This is a genomic window from Algoriphagus sp. PAP.12, assembly GCF_026652115.1.
GTDB lineage: Bacteria > Bacteroidota > Bacteroidia > Cytophagales > Cyclobacteriaceae > Algoriphagus.
Window position 1 is genome coordinate 200,453 of record NZ_JAPPSQ010000005.1, and the last position, 13,030, is coordinate 213,482.

Annotated in this window: 13 protein-coding genes; 11 read left to right on the forward strand and 2 right to left on the reverse strand. The window is 38.7% G+C overall.

From position 1 onward, the window contains the following. Nucleotides 1-798, reverse strand: coding sequence for an MlaE family ABC transporter permease (locus tag O0V13_RS08590; protein WP_268034569.1), 798 nt, complete (start codon nucleotides 796-798; stop codon nucleotides 1-3). A gap of 271 nt (nucleotides 799-1,069) precedes the next feature. Between O0V13_RS08590 and O0V13_RS08595 the strand changes: the two genes are divergently transcribed. After that, nucleotides 1,070-2,110 (forward strand): hypothetical protein, encoded by a 1,041-nt coding sequence (locus O0V13_RS08595; RefSeq protein ID WP_268034570.1) that lies wholly within the window; start codon nucleotides 1,070-1,072, stop codon nucleotides 2,108-2,110. Between the two features lie 2 nt (nucleotides 2,111-2,112). Here the strand turns inward: O0V13_RS08595 and O0V13_RS08600 are convergent, their stop codons facing one another. Next, nucleotides 2,113-2,478 (reverse strand): response regulator, encoded by a 366-nt coding sequence (locus O0V13_RS08600; RefSeq protein WP_268034571.1) that lies wholly within the window; start codon nucleotides 2,476-2,478, stop codon nucleotides 2,113-2,115. A gap of 386 nt (nucleotides 2,479-2,864) precedes the next feature. On the opposite strand from O0V13_RS08600, the gene O0V13_RS08605 reads away from it, so the two are divergent. The 10 genes from O0V13_RS08605 to purH all read left to right on the forward strand — a co-directional run bounded on the left by O0V13_RS08605 (nucleotide 2,865) and on the right by purH (nucleotide 12,942). After that, the gene (locus O0V13_RS08605; RefSeq protein WP_268034572.1) at nucleotides 2,865-4,241 is read left to right on the forward strand and encodes a TIGR00341 family protein; all 1,377 of its coding nucleotides are present in this window, start codon (nucleotides 2,865-2,867) and stop codon (nucleotides 4,239-4,241) included. A gap of 15 nt (nucleotides 4,242-4,256) precedes the next feature. Next, nucleotides 4,257-4,709, forward strand: coding sequence for a YciI family protein (locus O0V13_RS08610; RefSeq protein WP_268034573.1), 453 nt, complete (start codon nucleotides 4,257-4,259; stop codon nucleotides 4,707-4,709). 109 nt (nucleotides 4,710-4,818) lie between these two features. Then, on the forward strand, nucleotides 4,819-5,166 hold the full coding sequence (locus O0V13_RS08615; protein ID WP_268034574.1) for a PadR family transcriptional regulator: 348 nt from the start codon (nucleotides 4,819-4,821) through the stop codon (nucleotides 5,164-5,166). Between the two features lie 81 nt (nucleotides 5,167-5,247). Then, entirely contained in the window at nucleotides 5,248-5,871 is a 624-nt protein-coding gene (locus O0V13_RS08620; RefSeq protein WP_268034575.1) for a hypothetical protein, read from the forward strand. Then, nucleotides 5,868-6,557, forward strand: coding sequence for a hypothetical protein (locus O0V13_RS08625; RefSeq protein WP_268034576.1), 690 nt, complete (start codon nucleotides 5,868-5,870; stop codon nucleotides 6,555-6,557). Before O0V13_RS08620 ends, O0V13_RS08625 begins: the two co-directional genes overlap by 4 nt. A gap of 175 nt (nucleotides 6,558-6,732) precedes the next feature. Continuing rightward, a complete protein-coding gene (gene typA, locus O0V13_RS08630; protein WP_268034577.1) occupies nucleotides 6,733-8,538 on the forward strand; it encodes a translational GTPase TypA in 1,806 nt (601 codons plus the stop codon). 372 nt (nucleotides 8,539-8,910) lie between these two features. Then, a complete protein-coding gene (locus O0V13_RS08635) occupies nucleotides 8,911-9,303 on the forward strand; it encodes a Dabb family protein (protein ID WP_268034578.1) in 393 nt (130 codons plus the stop codon). A gap of 40 nt (nucleotides 9,304-9,343) precedes the next feature. Next, nucleotides 9,344-10,666 carry a S41 family peptidase gene (locus tag O0V13_RS08640; RefSeq protein ID WP_268034579.1) on the forward strand — a complete coding sequence of 441 codons (1,323 nt, stop codon included), beginning with the start codon at nucleotides 9,344-9,346 and terminating at the stop codon, nucleotides 10,664-10,666. A 72-nt stretch (nucleotides 10,667-10,738) separates the two neighbouring features. After that, a complete protein-coding gene (gene purN / locus O0V13_RS08645) occupies nucleotides 10,739-11,302 on the forward strand; it encodes a phosphoribosylglycinamide formyltransferase (RefSeq protein ID WP_268034580.1) in 564 nt (187 codons plus the stop codon). A 113-nt stretch (nucleotides 11,303-11,415) separates the two neighbouring features. Further along, complete coding sequence (gene purH, locus O0V13_RS08650; protein WP_268034581.1) at nucleotides 11,416-12,942, forward strand: bifunctional phosphoribosylaminoimidazolecarboxamide formyltransferase/IMP cyclohydrolase; 1,527 nt, start codon at nucleotides 11,416-11,418, stop codon at nucleotides 12,940-12,942. The last annotated feature ends 88 nt before the right edge of the window (nucleotides 12,943-13,030 follow it).

Here is a 13,030-nt window from a genome sequence, read left to right on the forward strand (position 1 = left end):
TCAGAATGTTCTAATTGCGTTGACTACCTGAAGGACTAACAATTCCTCAATGAATATCAGGAACATAGAAATTACTACAGCTGAGTTGGCTGCTCTACCAACACCTTCGGTTCCTTTGGAGGAATGATAACCTTTATAACAGCCCACTATTCCAATAGTAAATCCAAATAGCAATGACTTCAATACTGAAGACCATATATCCAAGAAAGAAATAGATTCAAATACCTGAAAAAAGAAGGTAGATAAACTGACCAACTCATTGGAGTTCACATTGAGAAAGGACCCCATCAAAGCGACAAAGTCAGTATACAACACCAAAATTGGTATCATAAAGGTCGTGGCTAGAACCCGTGTCACCACCAAAAACTTAAATGGATTGGTGGCAGAAACCTCCATCGCATCAATTTGCTCGGTAACTTTCATGGAGCCAATCTCTGCACCAATACTTGATCCGACTTTACCTGCCGCGATCAATGCAGTAACCAATGGTCCCATTGCACGAACTACAGCAATTGAGATCAAAGAGGGTAACCATGATGTAGCCCCAAACTCCGAAAGTGAGGGTCTAGACTGGTTTGTAAATACAATTCCTACGATAAATCCTGTCAATGAAATCAATGGAAGTGATTCCACACCGATCCTATAACACTGATGAATTACTTCTTTGAACTCATAGGGAGGTAGAAAGACTTCTTTCCAAAATCGCCTAACAAAGTTCCAAGCATCAGCTAGACCAGTAAAAAACTTATCGATTTTTTTTGAAAGCAAAGGCTTTCTATCATCCGATTCTTCGGCCATAATTCCTTCAATCTTTTCAGTTTAATTAGAATCCAGGAATGGAAGCAATGCAAAGAAAACAAAATTAAAACCAACCATTACCTTCACAAGATTTTTTTTGAAGAAGTAAAATAAGAAGGCTTTAGTATTAAATTCTAAAATATTAATTATTTCAAAATATAATTTGTTTATTAAATATTTTTTCGTAAAATCATTCTAAAATTCTTTGATTATCAAAGAAAATACCAAAGCTACCACAGAGTAATTTTTATTCACCAAAATCATCATGATTATGAAAAAGATACTCTCACTTATAGTTTTCCTTTCATTATACTTTCCTACTGTAGCGCAAAATTCTTTTAATGGGGAAAATTCTCACACTGCCACTAAATCCAATATATTAAAAGAAAAATCTCCAATTGGGATCGAAAATCTAATTTTTAAAAGAAGGGCAAATCACAAAATTCAAAGAGTAACTCTCCCAATTACATCCATAACAAAATCAGAAATTGAAGAAAAAGGACGCATTGGATTAGAGGTGCTTCCCAACATCGCTTTAGGAAATACTGGGAAGTCTCACAATCCTACTTTTCAGATTAGAGGTACTGCAAACATAACCGAAAAATTGGTGATAATTAACGGCACAAGAACCTTTTTGAACTACAGTCAAAAATCAGAAATTAATGAAGAACAATTAAAGATTATCGTCCTAGAAATGGTAGAAAACCATGATCCGAAAACGACTATTCAGATTAGTGATGTGGGCAAATATTTAGATGAAAATTTTAAGAATGTTGAGACAATATTCACTCCTACCAACTATGTAAATTGGGATGATTATGGCTATGTCAAAGGACAAGGAAAATCAGAATTTGAGCTTGAAAATTTAATCGGTTACTACTATCAAGATGCTCCTGATGAAGAGGGAAAATTGTATCAATATATTCAGGTAAAACCCATTAATTTTTATGCCAGTGTAGGCTTCAATTACTTCGTAGGAAAGAACGAATCAAACTCAGGATTTGATTATAAATATCCAGGATTTGGAGTTGCAACATTGAACGGAGGAGTCAGTTTCAATCCCTGTTTGAGAGGTGGAATTCAAGCAGAAATTGGACCTGCTTTGGAGCTATATGATGGAGGTTCTAGCTTTGGTTTTAATGCGAGAATTGGCGGCTTTTATGACCTTAAAAGTCCTGAAGAAAAAATTGCTGAAACTCTATACTATGGAAAGGCTCAACCTCATTGGTCACTGGTCGGAGGCTTCAATTATTACAATACTTCAAGCAGTGGATATACCACTTTGAGTGCAGGTGTCAGATATCAATTTTAATCTCAGTTTTCACTAGAAACTAATTCCAATAACAACTCCCAATTCTCCTTCGAAAGTGGCTTTTCCAAAACCCCTTTTACCCTTGAATACTGACTTGATTTTTTAAGATCATCTGAAGAAACATGCCCCGTTATAAAGACAATTGGAGCATCGGAATTATTGATAAATTCTTCTACAAAATCCCATCCAGATCCGCCTTCCAAATTCAAATCAGAAAGAATTAAACTGGCTGAGTTTCCTTGTAACCAATTATTAAGTTCTTCTGCATTTTCAAAAAATTCTGATGTAGACCCTGGCAGGTTCAGCTTGATCAATTTCTTCATCAGCAAGTGCTGAATCTTGTCATCATCCAAATAAACTATAGTCATGCTCTAATCGGTTTTACAAATCCTTGCCTCAGATTAATCTAAGACTTAAAAATCTAATTGACTTCCCTAAAACTAATTCTATTTATCCAATTAATAATACCACTCAAATACAAACAAACGACTTAAGTCTTGTCTAAAAAAATTAGGCCGCTCTAATTTTGTTTTCTCTAAATCGATCATATTATTCTTTTTATCAATGATTTAAATAATTTTATATAAAGTATAAACTCAATCAAAAAATCACTCTAATCCTCTTAAAAATTCAATAAACGAATATTCCTAAATCAAGTTAAAAACAACTTTTAGGCCAATTAATAAACTCTAGTTAGGACGATAGATTTTAGCTATTATACGTATTTTGCCAAGCAAATTATTAAGAGCTCACTATGGAAGCCACAACACCAAAACCTCGGAGGAAAAATCAATTCATCCGTTTCCTCCTCTACTTAAGAGACAGGTTTGATCTACATGATGGTAAAGAAGATGAATTGGCAACCATCGAGTATATCCGGAAAAACGTAGAGTTTAAGGGAGCAAATTTATGGATCTTGATCTTTGCCATTTTTGTAGCATCGGTCGGATTAAATGTAAACTCCACAGCTGTCATTATTGGTGCCATGTTAATCTCTCCATTGATGGGTCCGATCATGGGAATTGGGATGGCTGCCGGCATTAATGATTTCGAGTTATTGAAGCGCTCACTTCGCAATTTAGGAGTGGCTGTTTTCATTGCGATTTTGACTTCAACAATTTACTTCAACTTCACCCCTCTTCAGGATGCTCAGTCTGAATTGTTAGCTCGGACCGAACCTACAATTTGGGATGTCTTGATTGCTCTCTTTGGAGGACTAGCTGGGATCGTTGCAGGCTCCAGAAAAGAGAAAAGTAATGCCATCCCTGGAGTGGCAATTGCGACTGCTTTGATGCCTCCACTTTGTACCGCTGGGTATGGCTTGGCAACCTTCAATTTTTACTACTTCTTTGGAGCCTTTTACCTCTTCTTCATTAACTCAGTTTTCATCAGTCTTTCGACCTACTTGATCGTCCGATTTATGAAGTATCCGAAGAAGGAATTTTTGGATCACAAAAAGGAAAAAAGAGTTCAAACTTACATCACGATTTTTACCATTTTGACGATAGTCCCATCTGTCTATTTGGCTTACGGAATTGTCCTTCGATCTATCTGGGAAGAGCAAGCAAAAAGGTACGTTCAAATAGAGATGGTATTCCCCAAAACTCAAGTCCTGAATTCAGACTTTGACTACTCTCAAGAGCCTCGTAGAATCGAAGTGAATTTGATAGGAGAAGAGCTCGATTCTGAGACTTTAAAAATCGCTAAAGAGAAGGCTAAAGAATATGATTTAGAAAATACAGAAATTGTCATTCATCAAAGCGGAAATGGGATTGCAGATATGAATGTTCTCCGCTCTGATATTTTGAAAGATTTGTACGAAAGAAACGAACAGATCATCCAAGACAAGGATCAAAGAATTTCGCTTTTAGAAAATGAAGTTGCCAACTATGGGCAGATCCGAGTGCTGGGAAAAGAGATAGCGCAAGAGGCAAGAATCAATCATCCAAATTTGAGTAAATTCGCTTTGAACCGATCCTTGGTCACAGACTTGTCGGAAGATACTTCTGACACGCTCCTAGTGGCCTATGCTCAGTTTAAGAAAAAACCAAATCAGTCCGAAACGGATAAACTGGTTCAGTGGCTCAAACTGAGAACCAAATCTGATACTGTTGCTTTGATTTTATTTTAACCCCCCCCATTCACTATGAAGAAATTAATCCTAATTCTAATCTTTTGCCTTGGAGGAATATTTTCTCTTCAGGCACAAACCGAATATGACCCAGAACTTGCTGAGAAAGTAGGCGCGGATGAATACGGAATGAAGAAATTTGTGATCGCATTTCTATACAGAGGTGATCGTGTCAATGAATATTCTGAAGAAGAAAGAGCCGAACTTCAAAAAGGTCATATGGCGAATATCAACCGAATGGCAGAAGAAGGGAAATTGGTCTTGGCAGGACCTTTTTTCGGAAATGAAGATTTGAGAGGATTGTATTTCTTCGACGTCCAATCTCTGGAAGAAGCCCAATCATTGACCGAAACAGATCCGTCCATCAAAGCTGGGGTATTGAAAATGGATCTCAAGGAATGGTATGGATCTGCTGCCCTCCCCCTCTTACCTGAACTTCATTCAAAAGTTGCCAAGACGGAGATTTAGAAATCTTAAATCAATAAATCAAATCCAGAGCTTCACAGTTCTGGATTTTTTTATTACCTAAATTTCTTAGGTATATATTTTTCTTATATATTTAGGAAAACTTAGCAAAATGGCCAATTCCCAACTGATCAAAGGAAGTCTCCAAACAATCATTCTTAAGCTACTTGAAGAAAATGAGAAAATGTATGGTTATGAAATCACTCAAAAAGTGAAGGAGTTGACTGCAGGGGAAATCAAAATCACCGAAGGAGCGCTCTATCCTGCTCTTCACAAACTGGAAGCTGAAGGACTCCTAAGCACCGAAATTCAGCAAGTGGACAATCGGGTGAGGAAATATTACAGGTTGACCCAAAACGGAGAGAAGGAAGTCAATGCAAAAATGTCCGAGCTCAAAGCCTTTATGGAAAACATGCAGCGGATAATTAACCCCGGCCTAAATCCTGATTATAATTTTTAAGAGCAGAAGAAGCTGATCCTTCCTAAAGTTTCATGCTTTACCTTTCTACAACACAATCATTCAAATTTCAAAACTACCCCAATGGAATTGACAAAATCACACCTCGATCAAATTAAAAGCATTGCCAACAGCAATGACATCTATTACCGTGATATTCGAAATGAATGGATCGACCATATTGCCTCGCAAATTGAGAACGTTGAGGATGACGGTAAACATTTCAATGAAATATTGGAAGAAAAAATAGAAGGGTTACTACCGAGGAAATTTCAGAGACAAATTCTATTGAATATTCATTGGGGAGTCATGCGCGACTTTTTCTTCTCGCTTTTCCATTTGAAAAACCTAATTATATCCCTTGTTATTACTTTAGTAATTGGAGGCTTTTTGAGTTTATTCATATCCTCCGTTCAAGATCTCCCTTTTCAAGCTCTTAAAACAACCTTTTTGATTGCGGCATATGGAACGGTCATTTTTGGATTTTGGAAAAGTAAGACGCGAAGAAATGCCCAGGTGCTAGCGACAGTCAATAGCATTTTCTTTTTGGCCTCCATGAGTGTTTGGGTATTTCATCAAGACTTTCTTCAGCTTATTGGAATATCACCCAAAATCGCACTTTATGCATTGACTTTTTATTTCATGGTTTTTCTGGTAAGTGCTTTCCAAATGCTTTTTAAAAAAATTCAGAGACTGCGATTGACATGAAACTCAACCAGACACAAATTGAGCAACTCAAAAAACTGATCTCCTACAAAGGCTATACGGAGATCGATGTGCAATTTGAGATTTTGGACCATGTGGCCTGTGAAGTGGAAAAGCTGATGGAAGAAAACTCAAATCTGAGTTTGGAGGATGCTTTTCGAAAAGTCCACGCCGGTTTCGGCATTTTTGGATTTAGTACGCTGGAGGAATCCTATAAAAAAATGATCGAAAAAAGACTGAGAAAATCCTTTTGGACGTCATTCAAAGAATTCATTTTGAGCTATCGGATTGTATTTCCTTTATTTCTGGCATTAGTTATCTATCAAAGCTCTATCCTTATGGATGACCCAAACAGCTGGATTTTAGTCCTCATGGGATTTGTTGTAATGGGAAGCTCCTTTATCGTTATCAATTATTGGAAAAGTCATAAAGAATTAAAAAACTATGCTTGTTATGCGGGTTCCAAATCAGTTTTTCAATACCTAAATCAATCCTTCCTCCTATGTATTTATGCATATCAGTTTGTTTACGATAAAGCTGAAGATTCAGAAAGTTTCTTTACATTAATTTTCAAAGGAGCCATTATTCTAGCTTTAGTAGGATTTGTTGTCAGCATTTTTATTCTCCCCAAAATCCTGGATCGATCCATCCAAGAAACTGAAAAGTTAAAGTCCATTTACGAAGGCTAAATTCCAACCTCCAGGGTCTTGATTTTATCTTTTTGAATCTAGGCTTTTGGATCTATTGTCTTTAGTCTAATGTCTTAAGTCTTAATTTTCCATATTCTTTCTCATTTATCTTCATAATGGGATAACCTTGATCCCACAATTTTTCCCTACCTTTGCGCCTTGAAAAAGGCAGATCATGCAGAAAATCAGAAATATCGCGATTATCGCACACGTTGACCACGGGAAAACTACCCTTGTGGATAAAATCATCCATGCATCCAAAATCTTCAGAGAGAATCAACAATTCGATGATTTGATTCTGGATAACAATGATTTGGAACGTGAGCGTGGTATCACCATCCTTTCCAAGAACGTTTCCGTTCGCTATAAAGACACTAAAATTAACATTATCGATACTCCAGGTCACGCCGACTTCGGTGGAGAAGTAGAAAGAGTATTGAAAATGGCTGATGGTGTCATCTTGCTAGTGGATGCCTTTGAAGGCCCAATGCCTCAAACTCGTTTCGTTTTGGGTAAAGCTCTTTCTCTAGGGTTGACTCCTATCGTAGTTGTCAACAAAGTGGATAAAGAAAACTGTAGACCTGACGAGGTTCACGAAGCGGTATTCGAATTGATGTTCAACTTGGATGCTACTGAAGAGCAATTGGAATTCCATACGCTTTACGGATCTGCTAAGCAAAACTGGATGGGGCCTGATTGGCAAAACCCAACTGATTCTATCCTTCCATTGTTGGATGCGATCTTGGAATATATTCCTGAGCCAAAAATTGACGAAGGAACTCTTCAGATGCAAATCACTTCTTTGGACTACTCCAATTTCGTTGGACGTATTGCCATTGGTAGAGTGAAAAGAGGAACCATCTCCGAAAACCAGCAAATCGCACTTTGCAAGGCGGATGGAACCATCAAAAAAATGAGAGTTAAAGAACTTCACACTTTTGAAGGTCTTGGTAAAAATAAAGTTCAAACTGTAGAGGCTGGAGATATCTGTGCTATCACGGGCTTGGACGACTTCGAAATCGGTGATACTGTTGCTGACGTGGACAATCCAGAGCCACTTCCTCGTATCGCTATCGATGAGCCTACCATGAACATGCTCTTTACCATCAACAACTCTCCTTTCTTCGGTAAAGAAGGAAAATTTGTGACTTCCCGTCACTTGAGAGATCGTCTGATGAAAGAGATGGAGAAAAACTTGGCATTGAAAGTTGAGCCTACTGATTCTGAAGATAGATTCTTGGTTTATGGACGTGGTATTCTTCACTTGTCAGTTTTGATCGAAACGATGCGTCGTGAAGGCTACGAACTTCAGGTAGGACAGCCTCAGGTGATTTTCAAAGAAATCGACGGAGTGAACTGTGAGCCTATCGAAACATTGGTTGTAGACGTTCCTGAAGAGACTGCTGGTAAAGTGATCGAATTGGCAACTCAGAGAAAAGGTGAATTGTTGATCATGGAGCCAAAAGGCGATTTGCAACACTTAGAATTCCAAATTCCTTCCAGAGGTTTGATCGGTTTGAGAAATAACGTATTGACAGCTACCCAAGGTGAAGCTATCATGAACCACCGTTTCTCTTCTTATCAGCCATTCAAAGGCCCTATCCCAGGTAGAATCAACGGTTCTTTGATCTCTATGGAAGGAGGACAGTGTACGGCTTATGCGATTGATAAATTGCAGGATCGTGGAGTATTCTTCATCGAGCCAGGCGAAGATTTATACACAGGTCAAGTAATCGGAGAGCATTCCAGAGACAATGACATCGTAGTCAACGTTCAGAAAGGAAAGAAATTGACCAACATGCGTGCTTCTGGTTCTGATGACAACGTAAGAATCGCTCCTCCTAAGAGATTCTCTCTAGAAGAATCTATGGAATACATCCAGAAAGATGAATACTTGGAGATCACTCCAAAAAGCATCCGAATGAGAAAAATCTATTTGGACGAAAACGAAAGAAACAGAATGGCTAAGAAAGACGCTTAATTCTTATCGATATTCGATACTTAAAATCCCTCAAGGAAAACTTGGGGGATTTTTTTTTGCATAGAACCTTTCATCCCTGTGGGATTCTAGCAGTTTTTATCACTATTTACCACGGGTTGCACCCGTAGTTAGCCAAGTTTAAACCCTTTGGGTTTATTTAGGTCTACTTCTGTTTCAATTCCATCTACCCAAATTTCAGATAGTTTAAACCTTCCTCCGAAGGAGGTTAATTTCAATAATCCCTAGTGCCAACTAGGGGTAAAATGACTACGCATAAGGAGAACCCTGATAAGGTGATCTTTTATGAAAATTAGATCTGGTAATTCAGAATCGATAATTCTCTATATTTAAGGTTCTAAGCTTTCATCACCAATGAACTCAAGACGTAATTTTATCAAAACTCTGGGGGTAGTTAGTGCTGCCGCCACTTTACCTATAAACACAATCGCAAACGAAATGGCAAATCAACAAATGATTCACCAGGTTTATTTCTGGCTACATGACAAAGCAAACACCAAAGAATTCTTGACCGAAGCAGTTCCAATGCTAGGAAAATGCCCTACTGTAGCGAAATTTATAGCAGGAACGCCAGCTGACACCGAAAAAAGAGATGTTGTAGATCATTCATGGCAAGTATCCTGCACGATCTTTTTCGATAGCCTGGAAGACCAATTAGCATATCAAAAAGAGCCTCTTCACTTAGAGTTTATTGATAAATATTCCTCCATGTGGAGCACTGTAAAAGTTTACGATATCGCAATCTAATTCCCAGCATTTCTCGTATATCATCCCAAAGTCCAATGTCATGAAATACAATACTATTCCGTTCTTATTTCTTTTAATTGGATTTTGGGCTTGTAACTCTACCGAAGAACCAATCACTCCAACCCCTCAATCTGATGAGGTAAAAAAGGCTATTTATGAGTCAATGGAGGAATGGTATTATTGGAATGAGGAACTCCCAGCAATACCTGAATTTTCTTCGGTTTCATCCAATGAGGAATTTTTAGAGGCTATTAAATACAAGCCTTTAGATAGATTTTCATACCTCACCACTATAAAATCTTTTCAGGATGCTTTTGTGGGTAGAAATGCCGGCCACGGTTTCGGGTTTGCTTTTAATTCTGAAGAGAGACTTTATCTGACATTTGTATTCAGTGAATCTCCTGCTGGAAAAGACGGATGGCAAAGAGGATGGGAAATTCTTGAAATCAATGGGAAGGCAATCGCTGAGTACAAAACCTCCTCTGGTGGATATGATTTTCAATTAGGCGGTCCTAACCCCGGAATCACCAATACATTTACCTTCAAACTTCCGGACGGAAGCACAACTACAAGGGCAAATACAAAGGCGGAATATCAATCCAACTCTGTCCTTTTTAAAGAGGCCTTCGAAATAGCTGGTAAAAAGGTCGGCTATTGGGTATATCAAAGCTTTAAAGCCACCGCGGGCCTTTCTCCTACTAAAAGCCAGGAAGTAGAGGACACAATGGGCTTTTTTGAAAGTGAAAACATAGAAGAACTCATCATCGACCTCAGATACAATGGTGGAGGATCGGTAGCTGTGGCGGAGCAAATCAATAATTATTTGATTCAATCTGCCAATTCCGGAAAGCTGATGTATACCAACAAGCTCAATTCTCTAAAAAGTAGCCTGAATGATTCTGAGAATTTCAAAAAAATTGGCAATCTCAATCTTTCCAGGATCATTTTTATAACTAGTAGAGGTACTGCCTCAGCTTCTGAGCTAGTCATCAACTGCCTTGATCCCTATTTCGATATTGTGCTGATCGGAGACAATACCTATGGCAAACCTGTTGGCTCCTTCCCTCTTTCCTCCTACAATGATGTCTTGAAAAGAAATGATGTGGAGCTGGTTCCTATCACCTTTGCTTTGGCAAATTCTGAAGGAAAAGCAGAATATTTTGATGGATTCCCTGCCAATTATGCTGTAGGTGACAGCCCGCAGTTTCCTTGGGGAGATGAGCGAGATCTTAGATTTGCTGCGGCATTGGATTACATCGAAAATGGAAGCGTGACTTCTAGAGTCCAAAACCAATTCTATAGACCTCAATGGGAAATGATCGATGCAATGAAAGGACTCCAAAAGGAATTTCCAGCTTATTAAACAATTGCAAATTAGATTTTTCTTCAAAAGGATAGTCTTTCCTATTTTTGCAACTCATTAAAATCCTAAAGTTTGAAACGTCTGGCAATCCTAGCATCTGGTAGCGGCTCCAATGCCGAAAAAATCATGGAATACTTTCAAAGTTCCAAAACCGTGGAAGTCGCTCTTGTTGCTTCTAATAAGGCAGATGCATTTGTTTTGGAAAGAGCCAGGAAATTTAACGTTCCTACCTTTACTTTTTCCAGAAAAGAAATGGATGCAGGGCTTTTGCAAGCCAAACTTGATGAAGAGAAAATTGACTGGGTGATTTTAGCTGGATTTCTTCTTAAAATCCCCGTAGAATTGACAAGGGCATTCCCTGATAGAATGGTCAATATCCACCCTGCCTTACTTCCAAAGTACGGAGGAAAAGGAATGTATGGAATGCATGTACATGAGGCAGTGAAAGCCGCAGGTGAAAAAGAAACTGGAATCACCATTCACCTCGTCAACGAGAACTACGATGAAGGAAGGATCGTTTTCCAAGCATCTACCACTGTGGAACCGGAAGATAGCCCAGAAGACATCGCTCAAAAAATCCACAAACTAGAGCATGAGCATTTCCCAAGAGTGATTGAGGAATTGGTAGAAGCATAATAGGTTGAGTTTTTATATTATCACCTGAATTCTCTTTCCCTCAAGATCAAGCCTTTTCGACCTTTTTTCCTACCTTTGCAAACTCATTAGAAATCATACAAATCCATTTCGAAATGGCAGTTAAAAAAATCGAATCTGCACTGATCTCAGTCTTTTACAAAGACAATCTTGAACCTATCATCGCTTTGTTGAAAAAGCATGGCGTAAAAATCTATTCTACCGGTGGTACTCAGAAGTTTATCGAGGAGCAAGGAGCTGAAGTTATTCCTGTTGAGGAGTTGACTAGCTACCCTTCTATTTTCGGTGGTAGAGTAAAAACCCTTCACCCAAAGATTTTCGGTGGAATTCTTCACAGAAGAGACAACGAAAGTGATTTGGCTCAGGCGACAGAATTCGACATCCCTGCAATCGACTTGGTCATCGTTGATTTGTATCCATTCGAGGAAACAGTTGCTTCTGGAGCTTCTGAAGCCGACATCATCGAGAAAATCGATATTGGCGGAATCTCTTTGATCAGAGCTGCTGCCAAAAACTTCAAAGATGTAACCATCATCGCTTCAAAAGCACAGTATGGAGAATTGGAAGCAAAACTTTCTGAGCAAGATGGCGGAACTACCATCGAGGACAGAAGATATTTTGCTGCTCAGGCATTCCAGGTTTCTTCCAACTACGATACGCATATCTTCAACTACTTCAACCAAACTGAAAGCATCCCAGCTTTGAAAGTTTCTGAAAGTAAAGCAAAGGCTCTTCGATACGGAGAAAACCCTCATCAAGCTGCTCATTTCTATGGTGACTTGGAGGATTTGTTTGATCAGTTGAATGGAAAAGAACTTTCTTACAACAACTTGGTGGACGTTGACGCAGCTGTCAATTTGATTGCTGAATTCCCTGAGCAAACTGCATTTGCAATCTTGAAGCATACCAATGCTTGTGGATGTGCAACTGCTGAAACGGTAAAAGAAGCTTATCAAAAAGCATTTGCTGCTGACACTACTTCCGCTTTCGGTGGTGTGTTGATAACCAATAAAACTGTAGACAAAGCTGCAGCTGAAGAAATGCACAGCTTGTTCTTTGAAGTTTTGATTGCTCCTGAATTCACTGAGGAAGCTTTGGAAATCTTGACAGGTAAGAAAAACAGAATCTTGCTTCGTCAGAAAATGTCTTTGCCAGGCACCAAAATGATCAAAACCCTATTGAATGGTGTGATTGAGCAGGATAAGGATTTGGCCACTGAGTCCAAAGAAGACTTCAAAGTAGTTACCAAAGTAGCTCCTACTGCTAGTGAAATAGACGCATTGGTTTTTGCTGCTAAAGTATGTAAGCACACCAAGTCAAACACCATCGTTTTGAGTAATGACTCTCAGCTTTTCGCTTCTGGAGTTGGACAAACATCCAGAGTAGATGCTTTGCGTCAAGCAATCATCAAGGCTTCAGAATTCGGATTTAATTTGAATGGTGCGGTGATGGCCTCTGATGCTTTCTTCCCTTTCCCTGACTGCGTGGAGATCGCTCATGAAGCTGGAATCACCGCTGTTGTTCAACCTGGTGGATCTATCAAAGATCAATTGAGCATCGATTATTGTGATGCAAATGGGATGGCAATGGTGATGACAGGTGTAAGACACTTCAAACACTAATTACAGATCCTAGCATCAAGATTCAAGACCTTTGGAGTTTAATTTCCGAAGGTCTTTTTTTGTGCTTAACATCGGTTAAATAGGTTTG